General features: G+C 66.5%; 23 protein-coding genes. 16 read left to right on the forward strand and 7 right to left on the reverse strand.

The window, feature by feature from the left end:
* The 3 genes from NIBR502770_RS05500 to NIBR502770_RS05510 are packed head-to-tail and all read left to right on the forward strand — an operon-like array spanning position 1 to position 2,703.
* Positions 1–744 carry a DUF5998 family protein gene (locus NIBR502770_RS05500; protein WP_141160799.1) on the forward strand — a complete coding sequence of 248 codons (744 nt, stop codon included), beginning with the start codon at positions 1–3 and terminating at the stop codon, positions 742–744.
* Positions 744–1,970 (forward strand): alkaline phosphatase family protein, encoded by a 1,227-nt coding sequence (locus NIBR502770_RS05505; protein WP_141181275.1) that lies wholly within the window; start codon positions 744–746, stop codon positions 1,968–1,970. Before NIBR502770_RS05500 ends, NIBR502770_RS05505 begins: the two co-directional genes overlap by 1 nt.
* Positions 1,963–2,703 carry a thymidine kinase gene (locus NIBR502770_RS05510; protein WP_141181276.1) on the forward strand — a complete coding sequence of 247 codons (741 nt, stop codon included), beginning with the start codon at positions 1,963–1,965 and terminating at the stop codon, positions 2,701–2,703. The genes NIBR502770_RS05505 and NIBR502770_RS05510 overlap by 8 nt, the downstream gene beginning before the upstream one ends.
* A gap of 91 nt (positions 2,704–2,794) precedes the next feature.
* Here NIBR502770_RS05510 and NIBR502770_RS05515 read toward each other — a convergent pair whose 3' ends face one another.
* Positions 2,795–3,094, reverse strand: a complete 300-nt coding sequence (locus tag NIBR502770_RS05515) for a PASTA domain-containing protein (RefSeq protein WP_246857471.1) — start codon at positions 3,092–3,094, stop codon at positions 2,795–2,797.
* Positions 3,095–3,244: 150 nt separating this feature from the next.
* Positions 3,245–3,553 (reverse strand): hypothetical protein, encoded by a 309-nt coding sequence (locus NIBR502770_RS05520; RefSeq protein WP_141160792.1) that lies wholly within the window; start codon positions 3,551–3,553, stop codon positions 3,245–3,247.
* Positions 3,554–4,561: 1,008 nt separating this feature from the next.
* On the opposite strand from NIBR502770_RS05520, the gene NIBR502770_RS05530 reads away from it, so the two are divergent.
* On the forward strand, positions 4,562–6,031 hold the full coding sequence (locus NIBR502770_RS05530; RefSeq protein WP_141181278.1) for an HNH endonuclease signature motif containing protein: 1,470 nt from the start codon (positions 4,562–4,564) through the stop codon (positions 6,029–6,031).
* 43 nt (positions 6,032–6,074) lie between these two features.
* On the opposite strand, the gene NIBR502770_RS05535 is transcribed toward NIBR502770_RS05530, so the two are convergent.
* The 3 genes from NIBR502770_RS05535 to NIBR502770_RS05545 form a co-directional block, all read right to left on the reverse strand.
* A complete protein-coding gene (locus NIBR502770_RS05535) occupies positions 6,075–6,683 on the reverse strand; it encodes a dihydrofolate reductase family protein (RefSeq protein ID WP_141160789.1) in 609 nt (202 codons plus the stop codon).
* 105 nt (positions 6,684–6,788) lie between these two features.
* Complete coding sequence (sepH, locus tag NIBR502770_RS05540; RefSeq protein ID WP_141181279.1) at positions 6,789–8,120, reverse strand: septation protein SepH; 1,332 nt, start codon at positions 8,118–8,120, stop codon at positions 6,789–6,791.
* A gap of 130 nt (positions 8,121–8,250) precedes the next feature.
* The gene (locus NIBR502770_RS05545; RefSeq protein WP_141181280.1) at positions 8,251–8,739 is read right to left on the reverse strand and encodes a DUF3093 domain-containing protein; all 489 of its coding nucleotides are present in this window, start codon (positions 8,737–8,739) and stop codon (positions 8,251–8,253) included.
* A gap of 115 nt (positions 8,740–8,854) precedes the next feature.
* On the opposite strand from NIBR502770_RS05545, the gene dut reads away from it, so the two are divergent.
* The 4 genes from dut to NIBR502770_RS05565 all read left to right on the forward strand — a co-directional run bounded on the left by dut (position 8,855) and on the right by NIBR502770_RS05565 (position 11,298).
* Positions 8,855–9,373, forward strand: coding sequence for a dUTP diphosphatase (gene dut, locus NIBR502770_RS05550; protein ID WP_141181281.1), 519 nt, complete (start codon positions 8,855–8,857; stop codon positions 9,371–9,373).
* Positions 9,374–9,480: 107 nt separating this feature from the next.
* A complete protein-coding gene (locus NIBR502770_RS05555; protein ID WP_141160786.1) occupies positions 9,481–10,194 on the forward strand; it encodes a DUF3710 domain-containing protein in 714 nt (237 codons plus the stop codon).
* Between the two features lie 46 nt (positions 10,195–10,240).
* Positions 10,241–10,546, forward strand: coding sequence for a hypothetical protein (locus NIBR502770_RS05560; RefSeq protein ID WP_141183331.1), 306 nt, complete (start codon positions 10,241–10,243; stop codon positions 10,544–10,546).
* A complete protein-coding gene (locus NIBR502770_RS05565) occupies positions 10,543–11,298 on the forward strand; it encodes a DUF3159 domain-containing protein (protein ID WP_141181282.1) in 756 nt (251 codons plus the stop codon). The genes NIBR502770_RS05560 and NIBR502770_RS05565 overlap by 4 nt, the downstream gene beginning before the upstream one ends.
* Here the strand turns inward: NIBR502770_RS05565 and NIBR502770_RS05570 are convergent.
* Together NIBR502770_RS05570 and NIBR502770_RS05575 are read right to left on the reverse strand one after the other, a co-directional pair.
* On the reverse strand, positions 11,295–12,053 hold the full coding sequence (locus NIBR502770_RS05570) for a TrkA family potassium uptake protein (RefSeq protein ID WP_141181283.1): 759 nt from the start codon (positions 12,051–12,053) through the stop codon (positions 11,295–11,297). The genes NIBR502770_RS05565 and NIBR502770_RS05570 overlap by 4 nt on opposite strands.
* Entirely contained in the window at positions 12,050–12,724 is a 675-nt protein-coding gene (locus NIBR502770_RS05575; protein WP_141160783.1) for a TrkA family potassium uptake protein, read from the reverse strand. Before NIBR502770_RS05575 ends, NIBR502770_RS05570 begins: the two co-directional genes overlap by 4 nt.
* Positions 12,725–12,842: 118 nt before the next feature.
* Here NIBR502770_RS05575 and NIBR502770_RS05580 point away from each other — a divergent pair, with 118 nt between their 5' ends.
* The 8 genes from NIBR502770_RS05580 to NIBR502770_RS05615 all read left to right on the forward strand — a co-directional run bounded on the left by NIBR502770_RS05580 (position 12,843) and on the right by NIBR502770_RS05615 (position 24,495).
* Positions 12,843–14,819 (forward strand): APC family permease, encoded by a 1,977-nt coding sequence (locus tag NIBR502770_RS05580; RefSeq protein WP_141160782.1) that lies wholly within the window; start codon positions 12,843–12,845, stop codon positions 14,817–14,819.
* Positions 14,816–16,219, forward strand: coding sequence for a class I SAM-dependent RNA methyltransferase (locus NIBR502770_RS05585; protein ID WP_141181284.1), 1,404 nt, complete (start codon positions 14,816–14,818; stop codon positions 16,217–16,219). Before NIBR502770_RS05580 ends, NIBR502770_RS05585 begins: the two co-directional genes overlap by 4 nt.
* A gap of 166 nt (positions 16,220–16,385) precedes the next feature.
* The gene (locus NIBR502770_RS05590) at positions 16,386–19,199 is read left to right on the forward strand and encodes an aconitate hydratase (RefSeq protein WP_141160780.1); all 2,814 of its coding nucleotides are present in this window, start codon (positions 16,386–16,388) and stop codon (positions 19,197–19,199) included.
* 129 nt (positions 19,200–19,328) lie between these two features.
* Positions 19,329–21,302: a 1-deoxy-D-xylulose-5-phosphate synthase gene (dxs, locus tag NIBR502770_RS05595; protein WP_141160779.1), complete on the forward strand. Its 1,974-nt coding sequence runs from the start codon at positions 19,329–19,331 to the stop codon at positions 21,300–21,302.
* Positions 21,299–21,919 carry a DUF402 domain-containing protein gene (locus NIBR502770_RS05600; protein WP_141181285.1) on the forward strand — a complete coding sequence of 207 codons (621 nt, stop codon included), beginning with the start codon at positions 21,299–21,301 and terminating at the stop codon, positions 21,917–21,919. The genes dxs and NIBR502770_RS05600 overlap by 4 nt, the downstream gene beginning before the upstream one ends.
* Positions 21,916–22,476: a hypothetical protein gene (locus NIBR502770_RS05605; protein ID WP_141181286.1), complete on the forward strand. Its 561-nt coding sequence runs from the start codon at positions 21,916–21,918 to the stop codon at positions 22,474–22,476. Before NIBR502770_RS05600 ends, NIBR502770_RS05605 begins: the two co-directional genes overlap by 4 nt.
* Positions 22,477–22,485: 9 nt before the next feature.
* Positions 22,486–23,463, forward strand: a complete 978-nt coding sequence (locus NIBR502770_RS05610; RefSeq protein WP_141181287.1) for an aldo/keto reductase — start codon at positions 22,486–22,488, stop codon at positions 23,461–23,463.
* 6 nt (positions 23,464–23,469) lie between these two features.
* Positions 23,470–24,495: a nucleoside hydrolase gene (locus NIBR502770_RS05615; RefSeq protein ID WP_141160775.1), complete on the forward strand. Its 1,026-nt coding sequence runs from the start codon at positions 23,470–23,472 to the stop codon at positions 24,493–24,495.
* The last annotated feature ends 1 nt before the right edge of the window (position 24,496 follow it).

A 24,496-nucleotide genomic window follows, 5' to 3' on the forward strand; every position in this document is an offset into this window, starting at 1 on the left:
ATGAGCTTCCAGCCTTCCGCTTCGGCGCCCGAAACGCCCGGCAACGAAAACCAGGCAGTCCGCCAGCACAGCTCACACAACCACGGAGTCCAGGGCCAAAGCCTGGAGGACGCGCTGCAAAAGGCCGGCTTCTACCCCCGCCTGGTGTCGGACGTCGTTGACGATGCACTCGACGGACGGGACTGCGTAGCCCACCTGGTGCACCTGGAAACCCACTTCGACCGGGCAGAAGTGCGCCGCCACATCACGGTCCTGGTCCTGACCGCGGACATGCTGGTCATCACCCACGTGGACGACCAGCAGCTGGACGAGGCAGGGGAGCAGATCGTGGCCCAGATCTCCACCGAGTCCGTTCCCGTTGCCCAGATCCGGTCTGTGGTGCTCAGCTACATGTACGCGCAGCCGCAGAACTACAAGCCCTCCGACCCCGTCCGGGAGCTGACGCTGTCCATCGCATGGTCGGGCGGCCAGCGGCTGGACATGGGCCCCGCCAGCTGCGGTGATCCGCAGTGCGAGGCCGACCATGGCTATACCGGAACCATCGCGCAGGAGGACATCGTGCTGCGCATCAGCGCCGAGGCGGACGGACTGCAGGCCGTACAGGACGCCAAACTGTTTGCCCGGGCACTGCGTGCGGTCAACACCGGTTCCGCCGCTCCTGTATCGCACGCCCAGTCCATGGGGCCGCGGCCGCGGTCCGGGGTGTTCGGCAACCGGCTCAGCCGCGGGCACCAGCAGCGCTGATGCCCGACGACAGCCACCAAGCCGCAGTAACCACTGGACGCATTCCCGACCTTCCGCCTGCTCCCGCCTACGGGCACCGCTCCATCGCCGAGGTCCTGACCAGCGCAGCGGCAAGCCTTGGCGTGGACGGATTCACCAACACCCTTGGACTCCCGGTGGCCTCACGGGTCTGCGTGGTCCTGGCGGACGGCTTGGGCCGGAACCTCCTCAAGCAGAAATCCGCGCACACACCCTTCCTGCGCTCTGTGCTGCAGGCCGGGCAGGGCGACGTCCCGGTGTGGCTGGACTCCGCCTTCCCTTCCACCACCGCAGCGGCCCTCTCCAGCTTTGGGACCGGGCTTCCCGCCGGCCAGCACGGCATGGTGGGCTACGACGTCCTGGACCCCGGCCAGGACAAGGTGGTCAACCTGCTGGGGAACTGGGATCCCGGCGTGGATCCGTCAGCGTGGCAGCCCTTTCCCACCGTGTTTGAACGGATTGCCGGCCAGGTGGACGTCAGCACCGTCAGCCTCTCCCAGTTCGACGGCTCGCCGATGACCCGGGCCGCCCTCCGCGGCGGCAGGTTTATTCCAGGGACAACAGCTCACGCCCGGACGGCCGCCGCTGCCGAAGCCATGGCGGCACCCGGCCCGGCCCTCATGTATTTCTACGTCAACGACCTGGACAAGGCCGGCCACCGCTACGGCTGCCGCTCGGAACAGTGGGAGCACCAGCTCGAAGAGCTCGATGCCACAGTCAAGCGCCTGAACTCCACCCTTCCCGCGGGCACCACCATCCTTCTAACGGCAGACCACGGCATGCTCGACGTCGACGAACCGCAGCGGATCGACTTTTCCACCGACCCCGCGCTGGTGCAGGGCGTCCGCCACACGGCAGGGGAACCACGGATGGTGCACTTGTACCTCGAGGAAACCCACCTGTCGGACGGCGGCGCGGAGCGGCTGCTGGCGGCCTGGAAGGCGCGGTTCGGCACCCGGATCTGGGCCTTTACCCGCGGGGAGGCCATCGCGGGAGGACTCTTTGGTGCTGACGTCCGGCCCGCTGTTGAGGGCAGGATTGGTGACGTCATGATCGCGGCGCGGGACGCCGTCGCGCTTTACGACGGACGGCGCATGCGGCCAACTGCCATGGAGGTGGTGGGCCAGCACGGCTCGCTGACCAAGGCGGAGCGGGAAGTCCCGCTGCTGTGCTTCACTGCTGAAGGAAGGACGCGGCGGCGTGGCTGAGCTCATTTTTTTCTCCGGCACCATGGACTGCGGGAAGTCCACCCTGGCCCTGCAGATGGACTACAACCACCGGGCCCGCGGCCGTGGCGGCGTCCGGTTCAGCCGGAATGACCGCGCCGGCGAGTCCAGGATCTCGAGCCGCCTGGGTTTGGAGACGGATGCCGTGGAGGTCCTGGACAGCACCGACTTCTGGGAGGAAGTCATGCTGCGCCGCACCCGGGGCCAGCGGGTTGACTACCTGATCTGCGACGAAGCCCAGTTCTATACGCCCGAACAGGTGGAGCAGCTGGCCAAGGTAGTGGACGAGATCGACGTCGATGTCTTCGCGTTCGGCATCACCGCTGATTTCCGCACCCGGCTGTTCCCCGGTTCCCAGCGCCTGATCGAGCTCGCCGACCGGGTGCAGGTGCTCCAGGTGGAGGCGCTGTGCTGGTGCGGCCGACGGGCTACGCACAACGCCAGGACGGTCGACGGCGTGATGGTCACCGAAGGTGCGCAGGTGGTGGTGGGCGACGTGGACATGGTGATGGAAGCTGCTGCCCCTGAGGCCGGGCACGTACCCGTTGTGGGTTACGAGACGTTATGCCGCCGCCATTTCATGCGGCGCGTGACGGCGCACGGAGCGTCCTTGATGGCACAGCAGGACCAGTTGCTGCCATTCGAGGTCGATGCCTGCCTCTGGCACGGATCGGGCGGGCCGGGCGAGAGCCGCGGGCCGGGGAGTAGAGATTGAGAGACTGAAGGGTTCGCTCTCGCGGTGGTTGGTGACGGTGCCCTTTTGTGTGACTCCTGGTGTCGCGTAAGGGGATCCCTCACCGGACAACTCACGACTCCGTGTCGCCCTCCGCATGAGTTTGCAATGAGGGGGTCGGCCCGCCCGTCTGCTCCGGCACGTCGCTTCGTGCTTGACCGTCCTGAACGAAGGTGATCTGAACGTGGCTTCCCCGCGATAGGACCGATCCCGCCGGAGGATCTTGGGAGGTCACCCAGAATAGCCCTGGCCACGTGCGCGAGCGAAGGCCTGGACCATCAGGGTCCCCGGCTGCGAGACCGAACCCAAGGTTCGCCGCAGTCTCCTGTGCGATATGTACAGGCTGCCCAACCAGATCGGGAACATTTAGCATCTGGCGTTCGACCACCTCGGCATCTCCTTTGCGCCCGAAAACTGGTACGGCAAACTGAACCGTCTATTCATCAGATTAGCGCCGCCCACGCTGGTCCGGTGCGTCCCGTAAGGGATCCTTCACTGCAACGCACCTGCGGTGTCGAGGCAGCTACTCGCTGTATTCCACATCCGCGAATGCCTTGACCTCTGCCCGAAGTTGCTCGGCGATAAGTGCGCCTTCAGCCTTCCAGGCCAATTCCTTGGTTCGTGAACTCCAACCGTTCTCATAAAGATTCTCGACATCCCAAGCGTCGTACCAGGCACGGAGTCGGTCAGTTAGGTTGTCTGACAGTCCGAAGTCTGCGGGCTCCATCGTGTATTTGCTCGGATTGCCGGGGGTGCTGTTCTCCCAAAGTGGCCACCGGTGCCCGTAGTCAGGGAACAGGCGGATGACTCGACGGGCGGCGTCGTCTGACATGGCCAAAGACTAGCCCAAAGTGGCCGTCCTAATGTCGGCTCTCCGGTCTCGATCAGTCTGTCCGTATGCCGATCCCCTACGGACCACCCGGGATTAGTGCAGCGTCCAGAGGTGGCAAGCCTTCGGGATCTTTCGTCGGGGTGCGACGCTGAGCCTTTCACCCTAGGGCTCACATCATTGCCGACGCGCTTGCCCATAGCTGACTTTCGGGACCGGTTTCGGTGGCGGGAGCACCACGATTAACAGTGTGGCGAAAGGGCCGATGAAGACGGAAATGAGGAACCATACGATCCTGCTGCGGTTTTTCTGTTCAGCCAACCCGGCATTTATTAAGGCGATGGCGAACCAAACTGCTCCACCGGTCGAATAGTCATTCATAGAGCTACTCAATCACAGCAGAATCTCTGTGTTCGGATATGCCGGCTCGTCGGTACGCATCAAACAGGAGCCTCCGCTCGCTCGCGCCCATCTTGCAGGTACGCGCGGCTGACGTAACGGCCGTCGCTGTCCCGTAAGGGGGCCGCCCGCTAACTGTCCCGTAAGCCGGTCCCTTACCGCTATGACCTTGCTCTGACGTGCGGTGTTGCAGGCGCGCAGTTTGGGGTGTCCCGTATACCCGGCCCGCAAAAATGCCCGGTGAAGGTGCCCTAAACGCTACATACCATCGCACTGGTCTGGTCCTCCTCGAGACCCGTTAGCAGTTCCACGATGGACCCGCCGATGTTTGCTTGGGGGCCGCTTCAAAGGTACCGGGGGAGTCTGTCCCGTCTGCACGCCGGCGGGCCCTGGCTGAGGCGCTCAACATGGTTTCCCTGCTACGGATAGCGGCGCCAGGACCGATCTGTCACGGTTGGTATTGATCTAGGGAAGCAGACCCAAAATGCGTAGGGCTGTCCGGCGAAGTCGAAACACAGGGCTACGGTGCCCACCTGACCCCCGTGACCCCGTCGGCTGATTTACTCCGATGATGCCCGTGTAATTGTCAGACCCCCTTGTCATGATGGCTTTATGGGGACAGCAGCGGTGGCCAAGGCTTATGCGGACATCAGGTCTGCCCTCGCCGTGCTGGACGCGGAGGTTGACGGCCAAGGCTCGTTACCGTTTTCTGCGGGTGACCCTCTGGCTGGTTTGGCGGATGGGTGCCTGGATGTTCTGGCTGGTGCGCGGGAGGTGGAGGCCGGGTTCGCGGCGTTGAAGGCGAAGGCGGCGGTGAAGTATTCGGAGTCTGCTTGTGCCGTTGCGGGTCCGGATGTGCCGGTGGTGGCGCAGGAGATGGCGGTCGCGGCGGAGATCGGGTGTGTGTTGGTGTTGGGGCCGCGGGCCGCGGGGTCGTTCCTGGCCACCTCCCATGCCTTGACGGCCGGGTTGCCGCTGACGTTGGCGGCGTTGCGGGCCGGGACGGTTTCGTGGCAGCACGCGGTGGTGATGGCCGATGAAACCGCTGGCCTGGATGCTGCCGGGGCGGCGGCGTTGGAGGCGCATTTCCTGGACCCTGGAGTGCCGGATGGTGCGCGGGGTTGCCCGGTCGGGGAGTTGCCGGCGCACCGGTTTCGGGCCAAGGCGCGGACATGGCGGGAACGCCACCATGCGGAGTCGATCGAGACGCGCCACGCCAAGGGGGTGGTGGAGCGGCGGGTGGAGTTCCGGCCGGACCGGGACGGGATGGCCTGGCTTAGCGCGTGCCTGCCCGCGGATCAGGCGGTGGCGGGCTGGAACCGGCTCACCGCCGAGGCCCGGTCAATGCAGGGCCCGGACGAGACCCGGACCATGACCCAACTCCGCGCCGACCTGTTCGCGTCCGCGGTTCTGGGCAGCGGGATTCCCGCCAGCACGGACGCCAGTGGTACCGCGGCCGGCAGCGTTGAAGAAACAGATGTCCTGCCGACATCAATAAGGGCGCAGGTGCTGGTCACCGTTCCCGTGTTCTCGTTGCTGGGCCTGACCGGTGAACCGGCAATGCTGGACGGGTACGGGCCGATCCCGGCTTCGATGGCCAGGGACCTGGTTGCGGGCGGGAGTGAGTCGTTCCACCGGGTCCTGGTGGACCCGCGGGACGGGGCACCGCTGGAAATCGGCAGGACCAGCTACCGCCTCACGAAAGCCATGCGAGCCTGGCTAAGGTTGCGCGACGCCAAATGCCCGTTCCCCGGCTGCAGCAACCACTCCCTCGACAACGAGGCCGACCACCTCCTCGCCTGGGCCAACGGCGGCACCACCGGAATCAGCAACCTGGGACAACCCTGCCCGAAACACCACAAACTCCGACACACCACCGGCTGGAAACCCACCCCCGCCACCAAGAACGAACCACCAGGCTGGACCTCACCCACAGGCCGGCACTACGCCAGCGAACACCAGGACTGGGAACCACCCCACTGGCCGAAGGGGTGGCCGTCCGGGTTATTGCCCGGGGCCGGCAACAGACTTGGAGAACAGAGCCTTCTGGAAGATGCCCTCGTCCAGTACCTTGCCGCGTGACGCACCCGCTTGCAGCGGGCCGCCGGCTGAGCAGCGCTGACAGCTACTGGTGCGTCCGGCGGTAGCGGATGTGGGTGGCCAGGGGAGAGTGGAGCACCTCAACGGGTTCGAAATCGAAGGACGCAATCCCGTCGAAGATCCGCTCACCTGATCCGAGCAGCACTGGTGCGATGTCGAGGGTCAGTTCGTCAACCACCCCAGCCGCCAATGCCTGCCGGACCGTGGATGCCCCTCCTGCAATATCAACGCCCTTGCCGCCGGCCGCCTCGAGCGCCGCAGCGTACGCCGCCTCGAAGCCGTCGGTGACGAAGTGGAAGGTTGTCCCTCCCTCCATCTGGATCGGATCATGCGGGTAATGGGTAAGGACGAACACCGGTGCATGGTAGGGCGGCTCGGGGCCCCACCATCCGCTCCATTCCTCGTCCCAGTCCCCGCGGACCGGACCAAACATGTTCCGGCCCATCACGTAGGCGCCCCGCGGTCGCATCAGCCAATCAGCCGCGATCCCGTTGGCCTCATTGGCGCGGGGATCGCCGATGTGCCAGCCGTGGAGTTCCAGCCCGCGCTTGCCCAGCGGGTTCTCGCGGCTTTGGTCGGGCCCGGCGACGAACCCGTCCAGGGACATTGACATGTGGCAGGTGGTGTCCGGCACAGCGAACCTCCAGGGTTAAGTGCAGCTTCTGACCGATCGGGTGCGGGGAGCCTAACATGCAGCAGTGGCAGGAACTACCCCCGGGAACGGGACGAAGGAAAGGTCCTAATCGCTCCGTGTGCCGAACACGATTTCGTCCCAGGACGGGACACTGGAACGCTTGGGCCGGGCAGGGCGCTCGGGGGCTTCGGTCTCCGGCAACTGGCCGGTGGACGGGGACGCATCGTTTTGCTTGGGTGCCGGACGGCGGGGATTGCTGCCCAGCAGCTCATCCAGGCCGGCCCCGCCGGAATTGCCGGATCCGGCAGCAGGCGCGGAACCGGACGGCTTTTGCGGGGACGCCGCAATGGTGATTTCCCGGGTGTCGGTGCTGACGCCGTCGTGAAGCCGCAGGGCGTCGTCGTTGCCATCCCGGTGCGGCGGAAGCAGGCTCAGCCGGGACAACATCGACGGCCTCGCATCTCGGCGGCGGATGAACGAATCACCCTGCGCTGCCGGTGTTTCCTGCGGCCCGTCCTGTGGTTCGGTTTCTTCCGGTTCCGGCTCGGCCGGCGCCTCGGCGACCACCTCGGAAGGCCGCGGGTGGGCAGCCGGTACGCCGTGCGCCAGGAGCAGCGCCAGGGCGTCGTCCGAATCCTCGTCCACACCCAGCCGCTGGCCGCGCCGTGACCGGAGCATGTCCAGGAGCCCGTCGGATTCCTTCCCGGGGTCCTGGGCAGGACCCTGGCTGCCGGGAGATGCCTTTGCGCTGTCCGCGTCAGTTTCAAAATCGAACGGGCGGTCGGAAACCGCAGTGAGGCGGCGGGCCGGAACGGGGCCATCCAACGGTTCGAGTTCGCTCAACTGCTGGGCCCAGCGGTTGGTGTTCTGAAGCGACTTGCGTCCTGGGCTGAAGGTCCAGAGCGCAGGCGGCTCTTCTCCAATGCCGGTGGTCCCGCCGGGTTTTGCCTCAAAGTTTGCCGAGACTGTCCAGGTGCCGTCCTGGCGCCGCCAGGAGTCCCATTCCACGGTGGCGGGGTCGATGCCATGCGCAGAGAGGCGGTGGGCCACCATGTCGTCCAGGGTTGCCGGGTTGTCGCCAAACGCGGACCGGAATGCGTCATGGCCGGGGGAGGGTGCCGCGACTTCAACCTTCCGTGCCTGCTGTGCAACGTACTCGCGCTCAGCAAGGACCGGGCCCTCGTAGCGCTCCACTTTGGCCAGCGGCATGCCGGACAGTTCCGCTACGTCGGCAGCGGTGGCGCCGGCGCGGATCCGGGCCTGGATGTCCCGTGGAGACATCGGAACGGCTGGCCGCTCCATCCGCGGTTTGGCCGTGGACCGGCTGGCCGTCCTGAGGGCTTCATCGATCGGCAGCTGGAACATCTCGCCGCCGGCCCCGCTCAACAGGAGATGCGTCCCGTCGTCGTGCACGCCTACAAGCCGTAGATCCTGCATACAAAATCCTCCACCCTGGCATTACTATCAATTGAAACTCTGCCACCCGGCAGCGCTGAATTGGCTCAAGGAACAGGGCGCGCCGTGATTTTCCGCCGGATCCGGGCCCGGACGTGGAGTGAAGGCAGCGTTATGGCGTGGCCAGGGCGGCCGTCAGCTTGTCCGGATGCCGGGTGGAAGCCAGCCAGTAGGGGGTTTGGTCGGCAGGGTCCGTGATTTCGATTTTCACCACGGGATCGATCCAGCCGCGGATGCAAAGGTAGGCCACGCCGTTGAGCCGGGTGCCGCGTTCCGCCGTCGCTTCGCCGGCTTCAAAGTGCTGAACGCTTCCCACGAACCGGCGTTCGATGGTGGCCCGTCCAACCGTGAGGGCATCCGCCGTGACGGTAATGGCGGGGGTGGAAAGGACCAGGAGCGCCGTAATGATGGCCAGCAGTATCAATGCCGCTGTGTAGCCCGCCGCCATGCTGATAGGTGCGAAGACCAGGATGCCTGCTGCGGAAACACCGGCAGCGATGACCCAGATCCAGGCGTTGGGCCACAGCTTCTCCCGGTAGATGACGGGTGCCCCGGCGGAGGGTGTGCTGGGAACGGACGCGGGCGAGCTTGATTCGGGCATAGGCCAAGCTTTCCACCTTTGGCCCGCTATTTCACCTTGGGTGGAGCCGCCGGGAGGTCCGCCCACCACGGGTTCCTTAGGACTGTTCCGTGGGCGCGGGTTAGAGTGAGTGACTGTGACTGATCATCCCGCCACGGTAGACATTGCCCCGGACACAGCATTGCCAGCGCCTGCTGTCCCCACTCTCCAGGTCCAGTTGAAAATGCTGGATCCGGACCTGGAAGCGCCGTCCTACGCACATCCGGGTGACGCCGGCGCGGACCTGCGTGCCCGCGAGGATGTTGTCCTGCTCCCCGGGGAGCGCAAGCTGGTTCCCACCGGCGTCGCGATTGCGCTGCCGGAGGGTTTCGTGGCGCTGATCCACCCCCGCTCGGGCCTGGCCACCAAGCACGGCCTGACCATTGTCAACGCTCCAGGCACCGTGGACGCGGGCTACCGGGGCGAGATCTCGGTGACCCTCCTGAATACCGACTCGTCCCAGCCGATAGAGCTGCGGCGCGGCGATAGAATTGCCCAAATGGTCATCCAGCGGGTTGAGTACGCCCAGTTCATTCCTGTCAGCGAATTGAGCGGTTCCGTGCGCGGCACGGGCGGCTTCGGGTCCACGGGCGGATTCACCGTTCCTGGGGCCTGACCCCGCAAACGCATCCGCTGCCACGCCAGCACGTACGACGGCGGGACCTCCACGGGTCCCACCGGCACCATCCAGAACTGGCACATTTCAGGAATAAGGAGTCACCCATGGTCTTTGGGCTCGGCAGGAAAGCAAAGAACGAAGAACCGGCGCAGCCGGCTGAAGAACTGACGATTGCAGAGGACGGGGAAGGCGAACCGGGCACCGCTGCCCGCCGCCAGGACGGCCCCTTCGACGAGGCCGAAATCAGCAGCCGTGACGGCTTCGTTGACCTGGGCGCCCTGCTGATCACCCCGAGCGAGGGCCTCCAGCTCCGCCTTGAGGTGGAAGAAGCCACCCAGCGGGTGGTGGCAGTCACCCTGGACCTGAACGGCTCCAGCCTCCAGCTTCAGGCCTTCGCCGCCCCCAAGACGGAAACACTGTGGGACGAGATCCGCGAACAGATTGGCCAGTCGGTGGGCGCGCAGGGCGGACAGGTTGAGGAGGTGGAAGGTGCCTTCGGCACGGAACTGGTGGCCAAGCTGCCGGCCGGGCTGCCCGATGGCAGCCAGGGCTACCGCGTGGCCCGGTTCATCGGCGTGGACGGACCCCGATGGTTCCTGCGCGGTGTCCTGGGTGGACCCGCGGCGCTGGAACGCCCGGCCGCCGAGCCCCTCGAGGCCCTATTCCGGCAGGTCGTGGTGGTCCGCGGAGACAGCCCCATGCCGCCGCGCGACCTCTTGCAGCTGCGACTGCCCAAGGATGCCTCAACCACTCCTCCGCCCGCCGCGACCACTTTGGAGGAGCCCGAACGTGGTCCCGAAATCACCCAGATCGGCTAAGTCCCCGGAGAACGGCAGCGCGCAGGCGGGACGCGGAATCACCCCGCTGGGCCAGTTGCCGGACCGGGGCAGGGTCCTGTGCCAGGGGCACATCGAATCCGTGACATTCGTCCCGGCAGACCGGACGGCCGAATTCAGCGCCATCGTTACGGAGGACGACGCTGTCCGTCCCGCCGGACCAGGGCCGGGCAGGCCCCCGAGGCTCCGTGTTGTCTGGCTGGGCCGCCGCCGGGTTCCGGGCATCGAAGCCGGTGCGGAAATCCGGGTTGAGGGGATGCTGGCCCGCGGCAAGGACATGCCCACCATCTTCAACCCCCGCTACGAGATTCTGTCCCGCCAGGAGAACGAATGACCGAGCACCAGCCCGAACAGCCAACCGGCCCCGAGAACCCCGGCGGGACCGGGCAGCAGGGCAGGCCGCAGGGTGCCGGCCCCTCTCCGGTTGCAGGACTGGCCGCCGAGTATGCGGCCAAAGCCGGACTTCACCGCACCCATGACGGACAGGTGGACGTCCTCCGGAGCGCCGGGGGAGTGCAGGGCATTGCCGAGAGCATCGTTCCCGGCCTGGTCTTCCTGGTCGCCTTCACCGTCACACGCGAACTCAGCCTGTCCCTGGTGGCCGCCCTGGCTTCGGCCGCCATCTTCACCGTTGTCCGGCTGGTGCAGCGGCGTCCGCTGACCCAGGCGCTGGCCGGCGTGGCCGGCGTCGGTATTTCCGCGTGGCTGGCCAACACCACCGGCAAGGCAGAGGATTTCTACCTTCCCGGTTTCTTCACGAACGGCGCGTACATCCTGGCGATGGTTCTCTCCATTGCGGTCAAGTGGCCCGTGGCCGGCCTCCTCTTCGGCTTCATCCGCAACGAGGGCGTGGAGTGGCGCAAGGAACCGGCCCGGGTCAAGGCCTACCGCCTGGGCACGTGGATCATCGTGGCGGTCCTGGCCCTCCGGCTCATCGTCCAGGTGCCGCTCTACCTCATGGGCACGGACGGGCTGGCCGCACTGGCCACCACCCGCCTCATCATGGGCGCACCGTTGTACATCCTGGGCATCTGGGTGGCCTGGCTGGTAACCCGGCCGGAACCCAAAACCGCGCCGGCAGACTAACCGTCGAAGCCGTCGTCGTCCTGCGCGTGGCCGTGGCCGGCCGCGGCGGCCGGCTCGGCGTCGCCCGCGGCCCGCTCCCCGGTGTCAATGCTGCCCGGGGCGGAGGAGAGGAGCTCACGCAGCCTGTCCTCGGCCGCGATGGTGGTCACGAAGAAGAGCTCATCCCCGCCGTCGATAACGTCGTCCCGGCTGGGCGTGATGGGTGCCTGGTCGCGCAGGATCGCCACCAGGGTGGCGTCCTCGGGCCAGTGGATGTCTCCCACCGTCATGCCGATCACGTGGGAATCATGGGGCACGGTGAATTCCACCAGTGAAGCCACCCCGGTCTGCAGCGTCAGCAGGCGGACCAGGTCGCCGATCTCCACCGCCTCCTCCACCAGGGCGGTCATCAGCTGGGGCGTGTTGACGGCCACGTCGACGCCCCAGGAATCGTTGAACATCCAGTCGTTCTTCGGGTTGTTGACCCGGCCCACGGTGCGGCCCACCCCAAACTCTGTCTTTGCGAGCAGGGACACCACAAGGTTGACCTTGTCGTCGCCTGTTGCGGAGACCACGACGTCGGCGTCCTCCACCTTGGCGCCCTGCAGGGTGGAGAGTTCGCAGGCGTCGCCCACCAGCCAGTGGGCGCCCCTGAGCCCGCTCCGGCCAATCACCTCGGGCTTGAGGTCGATCAGCAGGATCTCGTGCTTGTGCGCCAGCAGTTCCCGGGCAATGGATGATCCGACGCTGCCGGCGCCGACGATAACGACTTTCACTGGTACTCCTTGGCAGGGGCTTTGGCGAGGATCTGGGCGATCTGGGCGCTGCGGTCCACCTGCAGCATGGCGTGCACGGTGTCCCCGTCCTGGTACGCCGTTCCAGCGTCAGGGAGCAGGCCCTCGCCGAAGCGGGTCACATAGGCCACCCGGACGTCGGCAGCCTTTTCGATGCTGCTGATCCGGTGTCCAATCCAGCCGGCATCGAGGTCCAGTTCAGCCAGGACCAGCCGCCCGGAAGGTTCACGGAAATCACCGGCGAGGTGCTGTTCGGGAAGGATGCGGCGCAGCACCTGGTCCGCGCTCCAGCGGACGGCGGCCACCGTGGGGATGCCCAGGCGCTGGTAGATCTCGGCACGTCCCGGATCGTAGATCCGGGCGACGACGTGCGGGACGTGGAAGGTTTCGCGGGCCACCCGGGTGGCCAGGATGTTTGAGTTATCACCGCTGGAGACGGCAGCGAAGGCGTAGGCCTCGCCCACGCCAGCCTGCTTAAGGGTCTCCCGGTCAAAGCCCACACCGGTGACCTTCCGGCCGGTGAAGCCCTGGCGGAGCCGGCGGAACGCGCGGTCATCCTGGTCGATGATGGCCACGGAATGGCCGGCATCCTCCAGCGTGTGCGCCAGCGTTGCCCCCACCCGGCCACATCCCATGATCACGAAATGCGCCACCGTATCTCCTCTGTATCTGTGTCAGGATCGTGCAGCTAGAACTCTACCGGCATGGCACCTGTTAGGCCTGGCAGGCGCCCGTCATGACATCGACCGCGAATCAGACTAGCTTTGTGGGGTGTTGACAATACTGAACGCCGTCAAACGCGTCCTGGTGGGCAGGCCCTTCCGGAATGACCGCCTGGCCCATACCCTGCTCCCCAAGAAGATCGCCCTCCCGATTTTCGCCTCCGACGCCCTGTCGTCGGTGGCCTACGCACCGGACGAGATCCTGCTCACCCTGGCTTTGGCCGGCGTCAGCGCCGTGGCCATCTCGCCCTGGGTTGGCCTGGCCGTCATGGTGGTGCTGCTGACCGTGGTGGCCTCCTACCGGCAGAACGTGCACGCCTACCCGTCCGGCGGCGGCGACTACGAGATCGCCAATGTGAACATGGGAAAATACGCCGGCCTGACCGTGGCCTCGGCCCTCCTGGTGGACTACGTCCTGACGGTTGCCGTGTCCATGTCCTCGGCTGCGGCCTACCTCACCACGGCTGTCCCGTCCCTGCACGGCCAGCAGGCAATCATTGCCACCATCGGCGTCGTGATCCTTGCCTTGGTGAACCTTCGCGGCATCAAGGAAGCGGGCAGCGTCTTCGCGGTCCCCACGTACATCTTCATGGCCTCGATCCTGGGCATGACGGCCGTGGGGATGTTCCAGGCCGCCACCGGGCAGTTGGGGCAGGCGCCGTCGGCCGCGTTCACCATCGTCCCGGCCGAGGGCTTCGACCAGGGCCTGGTGGGCCTGGCCGGTGCGTTCCTGCTGCTGCGGGCCTTCTCCTCCGGCGCCGCGGCGCTCACCGGCGTCGAAGCCATCAGCAACGGCGTCCCCAACTTCCGGCATCCCAAGAGCAGGAACGCCGCCACCACCCTGCTGCTGCTGGGCATGATCGGCGCCGCCATGCTGGCCGGGATCATCTACCTGGCCAACGCCACCAAGGTCCACATCGTCCTGGACCCGGCCAAGGAATTCCTGCTCAATGGGAACCCGCTGCCCGAGGGCTACATCCAGAACCCGGCCATCAGCCAGATTGCGCAAACGATCTTCGGCGCCGGCAGCATTCCCTTCTACATCGTGGTGGCCGCCACCGGCGTCATCCTGGTGTTCGCTTCCAACACTGCCTTCAACGGCTTCCCGGTCCTGGGCTCCATCCTTGCCCAGGACGGCTACCTGCCCCGCCAGCTCCGCACCCGCGGCGACAGGCTCGCGTTCAGCAACGGCGTACTGGCCCTCGCGGCAGGCGCGCTGATCCTGATCATCTCCTTCGATGCCGACGTCACCAAGCTGATCCAGCTCTACATCGTGGGCGTCTTCATCTCCTTCACCCTCAGCCAGCTCGGGATGATCCGGCACTGGGGCCGCGAACTGAAGCTGGCCAAGGACAAGGCCGTCCGGCGCAAGATGATCAAGTCGCGGACCATCAACAGCATCGGTTTCGGCATGACCGGACTGGTGCTGGTCATCGTCCTGATCACCAAATTCCAGCAGGGCGCCTGGATCGCGCTGCTGGCCATGTTCATCCTCTTCCTGATCATGTGGAGCATCCGGGCCCACTACGACAATGTCGCCAAGGAACTCGCGGTGGACGAGGACTCCTCACCGCGCGCCCTGCCCACCAGGGTGCACGCCGTCCTGCTGGTCTCGCACGTCCGGAAGCCCGTCCTGCGCGCCCTGGCATACGCCCGCGCGTCCCGCCCCTCCCGGCTGGACGCCATCACCGTGGACATCGACCCGGACGAGACGGCGCACACCATCGCCGACTGGGAAAAGCTTGAGATCCCGGTGCCGCTGACCGTCCTCGCCAGCCCGTACCGCGAGACCGTCACACCGATCATGGACTACGTCAAGCAAATGCGCCTGGACTCCCCGCGGGACCTGGTGGTGGTGTACATCCCCGAGTACGTGGTGGGTAAGTGGTGGGAGCAGCTGGTGCACAACCAGACAGCCCTCCGCATCAAGACCCGGCTGCACTTCGAACCGGGCGTCATGGTGGCCAGCGTTCCCTGGCAGCTCAAATCCTCCGAAGAAGCCAAGAACCTCCAGGACGTCCAGTGAGCACCAGAACTTCCCGCGCCATCCGGCCGGCAGCTGCTCCGGCGGAAGGGGACCAGGCCGGCCACACCGGCCAGGAGGCCGTGCTCGACGTCGGACCGGTGGCCCACGGCGGGCACTGCGTGGCGCGCCATGAGGGCCGCGTGGTCTTTGTCCGGCACGCCGTTCCGGGCGAGAAGGTCCGGGTCCGGCTGACCGATGCGGGCGACGATGCCAAATTCTGGCGCGCGGACGTCATCGAGGTGCTCGATCCATCCCCCGACCGGGTGGAGCACTTCTGGCACGTGGCAGATTCCCTGCGTGCCTGGGGCCACGGCCACCCGCCGGTGGGCGGTGCCGAATTCGGGCACATGACCCTGGCCAAACAGCGCAGCCTGAAGGCGGACGTCCTCGCCGAGCAGCTCACCCGCCTTGCCGGCTTTGAGCAGGTGCCCTCGGTGTGGAACGGTGCCGTGGAACCCGTCGGGGAAGCGGACGACGGCGGCACCGGCCTTGGATGGCGCACGCGGGCCAGTTTCTCGGTCACCCCCGGCGGCAGGCTGGGCATGCACGCGCACCGTTCCGACTACATTGTTCCGGTGCGGGAGATGCCGCTTGCCAGCGAAGCCATCAACGCCCTGCGCCTCTGGGACCTGGACCTGCAGGGCATCGACCGGGTGGAGGTGGCCGCTCCGGCCAACGGGTCCCGCCCCCTGGTACTCCTGGCCCCTTCGCCCGGTACCAAGGACAAGCGGCTGCGGGCCATCGCCGCCGCGCTGCCGGCCGAGGCATCGGTGGCCGCCTTCGATCCGCTGGCCGGCACGGTCGCGCAGCTCCGGGGGCGCACCTGGGTGCAGGAATCCGCCGCCGGCCATGACTACCGGGTGACCGGCGAGGGTTTCTGGCAGATCCACCGCGACGCGCCCGGGACCCTTGTGGGGGCTGTCACAGAATTCCTGCATCAGGGGGACTACCTCAACCCCGGTGCGGTGGTGGCTGATCTCTACGCCGGCGCGGGACTCTTTACCGCCGTACTGGCGGACGCCGTAGGCGGGACGGGATCCGTCCTCTCGGTCGAAGGGGCCCCGGGCACCAGCCGCGACGCCCGGAAGAACCTGCATTCTGCGCCCCAGGTGGAAGTGGTCCAAGGGCGCGTGGAACGGGTCCTTCGCCAGAAACCGCGGAATTTCGACGCGCTGGTCCTTGACCCGCCGCGCGCCGGTTCCGGGAAAGCCGTCGTCGGGCAACTCATGGCCGCCCAGCCCCGGGCCATCGCCTACGTGTCCTGCGATCCGGCGTCGTTCGCACGTGACCTCGGTTACTTCCGCCGCTCCGGGTGGGTACTCGCCGGGCTCCGGGCCTTCGACCTGTACCCCCACACCCACCACCTCGAGACGGTCGCATTGCTGGCTCCGGCTCCGTGATGCCGCTGCGGTTATCGACTACGATGGCCGTAGTAGTCCCACGTCGCGCCCGAATTCTCGGCCGGCCGTGTGCAAATTTTCGGGCCCTGGAGCTACTTAGGGCTTCCTAACTAGCAGGCGGTCAACCGCGCGACAAAGATGAAACTGTTGCGAGAGGAGTCCTGCGATGAGCACTGTGGACAGCTTCGGTTCAAAAGGCAAACTTAATGTAGCCGGAACCGAATACGAAATTTTCCGGTTGAACTCCGTTGAAGGTGCAGAAAACCTTCCGTTCAGCCTCAAGGTATTGCTTGAAAACCTGCTGAGGACCGAGGACGGCGCGAACATCACTGCCGATCACGTCCGCGCTTTGGCAGGCTGGGATCCGAATGCGGAGCCCGATACAGAAATCCAGTTCACGCCGGCGCGCGTGATCATGCAGGACTTCACCGGCGTTCCCTGCGTGGTCGACCTTGCCACCATGCGTGAGGCAGTCAAGGACCTGGGCGGCGATCCCAAGCGGGTCAACCCCCTGGCCCCCGCCGAGATGGTCATCGACCACTCCGTCCAGATCGACGCCTTCGGCAACTCCGGCGCACTGGAGCGCAACATGGAGATCGAATACCAGCGCAACGGTGAGCGTTACCAGTTCCTGCGCTGGGGCCAGACCGCGTTTGACGACTTCAAGGTTGTTCCCCCGGGAACCGGCATTGTGCACCAGGTCAACATCGAGTACCTGGCCCGCACGGTCATGACCCGCGAAGTGGACGGTGCGCTGCGCGCCTACCCCGACACCTGCGTTGGCACCGACTCGCACACCACCATGGTCAACGGCCTGGGCGTGCTGGGCTGGGGCGTCGGCGGCATCGAAGCCGAGGCAGCGATGCTCGGCCAGCCCGTCTCCATGCTCATCCCGCGCGTCGTGGGCTTCAAGCTCAGCGGCAGCATCCCCGCCGGCGCCACCGCAACCGACGTGGTGCTGACCATCACCGAAATGCTGCGCCAGCACGGCGTGGTGGGCAAGTTCGTCGAGTTCTACGGCGAAGGCGTCGCAGCAGTGCCGCTGGCCAACCGCGCCACCATCGGCAACATGAGCCCCGAGTTCGGTTCCACCGCCGCCATGTTCCCCATCGACGACGTCACCCTGGACTACCTGCGCCTCACTGGCCGGTCCGACGAGAACGTCGCCCTGGTCGAGGCCTACGCGAAGGAACAGGGCCTCTGGCACGACCCCTCCCGCGACATCAAGTTCTCCGAGTACCTCGAGCTGGACCTGTCGACCGTCGTTCCGTCGATCTCCGGCCCGAAGCGCCCGCAGGACCGCATCATCCTCACCGAATCCAAGGCGCAGTTCCGCGAGGACCTCCGCAACTACGTCAAGGTGGACCTCGCCGACGGCAGCCTGGACGAAGCGATCGACGAGAGCTTCCCGGCGTCCGACTCACCCTCGTTCACCGCCACGGCAACCCACCTCACCGAGGAAGCCCCGCACGCCCACGGACCGAAGTCCAACGGCCGCCCGACGAAGAAGGTGGCTGTCAAGACCGCTGACGGCCGCGAATTCGAGCTGGACCACGGTGCGGTGTCGATCGCCTCGATCACCTCCTGCACCAACACGTCCAACCCGTCCGTGATGCTGGCGGCAGCACTGCTGGCCCGCAACGCCGTCGAAAAGGGCCTCGCCGCCAAGCCGTGGGTCAAGACCTCCGTTGCCCCCGGTTCCAAGGTTGTCACCGACTACTACAACAAGTCGGGCCTGACCCCCTACCTGGAGAAGCTCGGCTTTTACATCGTGGGCTACGGCTGCGCCACCTGCATCGGCAACTCCGGCCCCCTCGACGCCGAAATCTCGGAGGCCATCCAGGCCAACGACCTCTCCGTCACCGCAGTCCTCTCCGGCAACCGCAACTTCGAAGGCCGGATCAACCCGGACGTCAAGATGAACTACCTGGCCTCCCCGCCGCTGGTCATCGCGTACGCCCTGGCCGGAACCATGGACTTCGACTTCGAGAACGACGCACTGGGCCAGGACGAAGCCGGCAACGACGTCTTCCTGAAGGACATCTGGCCCAACCCGGTCGAGGTCCAGCAGGTCATCGACTCCTCGATCGACAAGGGCATGTTTGCCCGCGGCTACGAGGGCGTCTTCGACGGCGACGACCGCTGGAAGGCCCTCGACACCCCGGCCGGCGACACTTTCGCCTGGGATGAGAAGTCCACCTACGTCCGGAAGCCCCCGTACTTCGACGGCATGAAGGCCCAGCCCGAACCCGTCAAGGACATCTCGGGTGCCCGCGTGCTCCTGAAGCTCGGCGATTCCGTCACCACCGACCACATCTCCCCGGCCGGTTCCTTCAAGTCCGACACCCCCGCCGGCCAGTACCTGCTGGCCAACGGCGTGGAGCGCAAGGACTTCAACTCCTACGGCTCCCGCCGTGGCAACCACGAAGTGATGATCCGCGGCACGTTCGCGAACATCCGCATCAAGAACCAGCTCCTGGACGGCGTTGAGGGTGGCTTCACCCGCGACTTCACCCAGGCCGACGGCCCGCAGGCATACGTCTACGACGCCGCGCAGAACTACCAGGCAGCCGGCACCCCGCTGGTGGTCCTGGCCGGCAAGGAATACGGTTCCGGATCATCGCGTGACTGGGCAGCCAAGGGCACCGCCCTGCTGGGCGTCAAGGCCGTCATCGCCGAGAGCTACGAGCGCATCCACCGCTCCAACCTCATCGGCATGGGTGTCCTGCCGTTGCAGTACCCGGCCGGTGAGAACGCTGCCAGCCTGGGCCTGACCGGCACGGAAACCTTCTCGGTTGAGGGCGTCACCGCCCTCAATGAGGGCACCACGCCCAAGACCCTGAAGGTCACCGCCACCGCAGAGGACGGCTCCTCCAAGTCGTTCGATGCCGTGCTGCGCATCGATACCCCGGGTGAAGCGGACTACTACCGCAACGGCGGCATCCTGCAGTACGTGCTGCGCCAGATCTCCGCGAACTAGCGGGTTCCAACAGCAGCAACGATCCACCCCGAAGCCCCGGCCGGTCACCGACCAGCCGGGGCTTCGGCTTTGCATTCAAGCCAAGGCGTTAGAGTTAAACGGCACGTCTACCACCCGAAGGAGGGGTCATTGGGAATCTTGGACACCATCCGGAATCCGCAGGACCTGAACGAGTTGACCGAGGAACAGCTGGAACAGCTGGCCTCGGAGATCAGGGATTTCCTGATCACGAACGTCTCCCAGACGGGCGGCCACCTCGGGCCCAACCTCGGCGTCGTGGAACTGACCCTTGCCGTGCACCGCACCTTCGAATCTCCCCGCGACAGCATCGTCTTTGACACGGGGCACCAGTCCTACGTCCACAAGCTGCTGACCGGACGCCAGGACTTCAGCACGCTCCGCCAGGAAGGCGGCCTCTCCGGCTACCCGGACAGGGCGGAATCGGAACACGACATCGTGGAAAGCTCCCATGCGTCGTCATCCCTGTCCTGGGCGGACGGTATCTCCCGCGCCCGCCAGCTCACGGGGGAAGGTGACCGGCACGTCGTCGCCATCATCGGCGACGGCGCCCTCACCGGCGGGATGGCCTGGGAAGCCATCAACAACATCGCGGCGGACAAGAAGCGCCGCGTGGTCATCGTCGTCAACGACAACGGCCGCTCCTACGCCCCCACCGTCGGCGGGTTCGCCGACTACCTGGCGTCCTTGCGCCCCACCATCGACTCCTTCCGCGCCGCCCCGGCCTACGAAGGCGCGCTCGACTGGTGGAAAAAGAAGCTGCAGGACGGCGGCCCCGTGGGGCAGTTCACCTACAAGAGCCTGCACGCCATGAAAAAGGGCATCAAGGACTGGTGGGCGCCGCAGGGCATGTTCGAGGACCTCGGCATGAAATACATCGGCCCGGTGGACGGCCACAACCTCCAGGCCATGGAGCACGCACTGTCCACCGCCAGGAACTACGGCGGTCCCGTGATCGTCCATGCCATGACGGAGAAGGGCCACGGCTACGCGCCCGCGCGTGCCCACGAAGCGGACCAATTCCATGCTGTGGGGATCATCGACCCCGAAACCGGCGAGCCCACCGGTACCGGCGGCGCCCAGTCCTGGACCTCGGTGTTTGCCGACGAGATCTCAGCCATCGCCGACGAACGCGACGACATCGTGGGCATCACCGGAGCCATGCTGATTCCCGTGGGCCTGCACAAGTTCGCCGCCAAGCACCCCAAGCGCGTCATCGACGTCGGCATCGCGGAACAGCACGCGCTGACCGCCGCCGCAGGCATGGCCTTCGGCGGCCTGCACCCGGTGGTGGCCGTCTACGCCACGTTCCTGAACCGGGCCTTCGACCAGCTGCTCATGGACGTGGCCCTCCACAAGGCAGGCGTCACCATCGTCCTCGACCGCGCCGGCGTTACCGGCCCGGATGGCGCCAGCCACCATGGCATGTGGGACATGGCCATGGTCCAGATCGTCCCCGGGCTGCACCTCGCCGCGCCCCGCGACGCCACCCGGCTCCGGGAGGAACTGCGTGAAGCTGTGGCCATAAACGACGCGCCCAGCGTTGTCCGCTTCTCCAAGGGATCCGTCGGCCCGGCCGTCGAGGCAGTGGAACGGCTCAGCGACGGCGTGGACATCCTGGCCCGCCGGCCGTCAGGTTCCACCGAGAACGACGTACTGATCGTCAGCGTGGGCGCCATGGCCGAACTGGCCCTCGACGTCTCCAACCGGCTCGGCGCGCAGGGCATCAGCACCACCGTGGTGGACCCCCGCTGGGTCCTCCCCGTCCGCCGTTCGATCATCGCGTTGGCCTCGCACCACCGCCTGGTCATCTGCATCGAAGACGGCGTCCGCGCGGGCGGCGTCGGCTCCCGCATCCGGCAGGAGATGCGCGCTGCCGGCGTGGATACGGCACTGAACGAGGTAGGCCTGCCCGTGGAGTTCCTGGACCATGGCACCCGCAACCAAGTGCTGGAGCGGGTTGGGCTGACCGCCCAGCAGATCACGCACGACGTCGTCGCGCAGGTCCTGGGAACCAAGGTCCCCTTCGCGCGGCCCCTCCCCGGGCAGCAGCACCCCACCACCGGCAGCCTTCCGATCCTGTGAGGGACGAAGACGAGCTGAAGTATCCCGGGCCGGCGGGGGAGTCCGGACCAGTCCTGCACACCACCACCACGCGGGTTCCGAATGGTCTGGAGCCGGGCCAGCTGGTGGTCTCCAGGAACCGGAAATGGAACGGCAAAGCCCACTGGGTGGTCCCCGGGCGGTACCTCGGCGAGGACCGGCACGGATGGTGGATCTTCCAGGGAACCAACGAATTCTGCTCCCGCCCAGGCGCTGCGTTCTATACGCGCTCGGACGCTGTCCTGCTGGTGCCACGGCAGGGGGACTGGGTGGCCACGTTCTACGACTCCGCGCACCCCGGTGGAGTGCGGGTCTACATCGACCTCGCGGTAGGCCATGAGTGGACACACATCCGGCCTGCCGTGACCGAGTTCCATGTGATCGACATGGATCTGGACGTCATCCGGACCGAGGCCCGCGGCGTCTTCATCGACGACCAGGACGAGTTTGCGGCGCACAGCGTCTCCATGCACTACCCCCAGCGGCTGATCGAGGATATCCAGGCTGCCGCGGACGGGCTCTACCATGCCGTGAAGGCACAGCACGCGCCATTCGACGGCACCGACGTCGAATGGTTTACCAAAGGACGCACCATATGAGCGGCATTGTCAGGGTCTACAAGCGCGACGACGACGGCGCCCTGCACTTCAGGGAGGCCTGGTTTGACGAGGAATACTCCCAGTTCGTCATGAACTTCGGTGCCGTGGGGCACCAGAGCAAGACCGAGGAAACCGATGTCCCCGACGCCGCCGCTGCCGACGGCCTCCTGGACGCCTTCGCAGCCCAGTGCGCCGAGGACGGCTACGCTGAGGTCCCCAACGAGGAGCAGTCCTGGGTGGTGGCCCAGTTCGCCCTCAAGACCAAGGACGGCACCGACCGTGACCGCCGCCTTGAACAGAAGGCCAAGGACGCCCTCGTCAGCCACCTGGCCTGGCGCGGCCTGGGAACGGTGGAACGCTCCGAATTCACCGACTACAAGCTCAGCATCTTCTGCCTGTGCCCGGATGTGAACAAGGCCGTCAGCGCCATCAAGGTCTGCGCCCGCAACGAGGACCTCGACTTCACCAAGCTCAGCATCGGGGCTGCCCCGTACAGCCAGCCGGACCATTACAAGCTCAAGCATTCCGCCAAGCCCGCCAGCAGCTTCAGCCTCTAGGAGACGTTCGTGACCAGTTACCGCCGTGTTGGAAAATCAGGGCTGACGGTCTCCACCGTAGGCCTGGGCTGCAACAACCTGGGCCGCGCCAACACCGCCACCGAGTCGCAGGGCGCAACGGACGCCGTCGTGAACGCCGCGATCGACGCCGGCATTACCCTGTTCGACGTCGCAGACAACTACGGCAAGGAACCCGGGCTCAGCGAAACCATGCTCGGCAAGGCGCTCGGCCGCCGGCGCGGGGACGTCGTCGTCGCCACCAAGTTCGGAATGGACACCCGGGGCGCCAACGGCCCCGACTTCGGTGCCCGCGGCTCCCGGCGGTACATTATCCAGGCAGCCGAAGCGTCGCTGCGGCGCCTGGACACGGACTGGATCGACCTTTACCAGTTCCACACCCCGGACCCACTGACCCCCATCGACGAGACCCTGGCGGCGCTGGACACCCTGGTCCGCGGTGGCAAGGTCCGCTACATCGGCCACTCCAACCGCTCCGGGTGGCAGATCGCCCAGGCTGAATACGTGGCCCGCGAACTGGGGACTTCCCGGTTTATTTCCTCGCAGAACCACTACAACCTGCTGGACCGCCGGGCCGAACTGGAAGTGACCCCGGCCGCGGAGGAGTTCGGCCTGGGCGTCCTGCCCTACTTCCCGCTGGCCAACGGCTTGCTCACCGGCAAGTACTCCCCGGGCTACGCCCCCGAAGGGTCGCGGCTCAGCCACACCCGCACCAACATGGTGGACGACGCCGACTGGGACCAACTGGGCAGGTACAGCGCCTTCGCGAAAGAACGAGGCCTCACGGAGATCGAGGTGGCCTTCTCCTGGCTCGCCGCCCAGCCCTCGGTGGCCAGCGTCATCGCCGGCGCCACCCGGCCGGAGCAGGTCCGGCAAAACGCCGAAGCCGCGAACTGGACCCCCACCCCGGAGGACATCGCCACCCTCGACGACATCTTCCCCGCCGTGCCCAAGGTCGCGCTGTTCTAGGCCACGATGCCCGCCTACCTCCTTGATGTCGATACCGGCATCGACGACGCCCTTGCCCTTGCCTACCTTGCCGCGCTCCCGGACACGGAGTTCGTGGCGGTCACGGCCACCCCCGGCAACGTCGATGCCGACCAGGTGGCCCGGAATACCCTGGCACTGCTGGAGCTGTGCGGCAGGCCGGGCGTCGAGGTGGCCATCGGGGCGCGCGGGCCGCTGTCCATTCCGCTCACCACCACACCCGAAACCCATGGGCCGCAGGGGATCGGCTACGCGGTGCTGCCCGGGCCCGCCGGACAGGTCTCGGCGCGGAACGCCGTTGACCTGTGGATCGAACACGCCCGCGCCAGGCCGGGTGAGCTCACCGCCCTGATCACGGCGCCGCTGACCAACTTCGCCCTGGCACTGCGGCGGGAACCGGAGCTCCCCGACCTCCTTGCCAAGGTGGTGATCATGGGCGGGAGCTTCTACCACCAGGGCAACACCACCCCCACCGCCGAGTGGAACACCCATGTGGACCCCCATGCGGCCAAGGAGGTCTACGCCGCGTACCGGGGACGGCAGCCGGAGAAACTACCCATCGTCTGCTCCCTGGACACCACCGAGCGGATGGAACTGCACCCGGCCCACGTTGAGGCGCTGGCACGGGCGGCAGGCGCCGCGGCTCCGGAACTGGTCCTCCCGGGGGACCCGGAGGGGCTCCGCAGCACCTCCGGCAACACCCTGGTCAGGCACCTGTCCGATGCCTTGCGTTTCTATTTCGAGTTCCACCGGCACTACGACCAGGGCTACCTGGCCCACGTCCACGATTTCTTTGCGGCCGGGGTGGCCGCGGGCACGCTCGAGTACACCGCCCGCCCAGCCACCGTAGACGTCGAAACAGACTCCCCGCTCCTGATGGGAACAACCGTGGCCGACTTCCGCGGACTGTGGGGAGCACCCCCGAACGCGCGGGTCGTGTCCGGCAACAACCCGGAGCAGGCGTTCCGCGAACTCGTGTCCGCCGTCGGAAGCCTGGCCCGCCGCGTGGGCTGAG

This window comes from Pseudarthrobacter sp. NIBRBAC000502770 (assembly GCF_006517815.1).
Classification (GTDB): Bacteria; Actinomycetota; Actinomycetes; order Actinomycetales; family Micrococcaceae; genus Arthrobacter; species Arthrobacter niigatensis.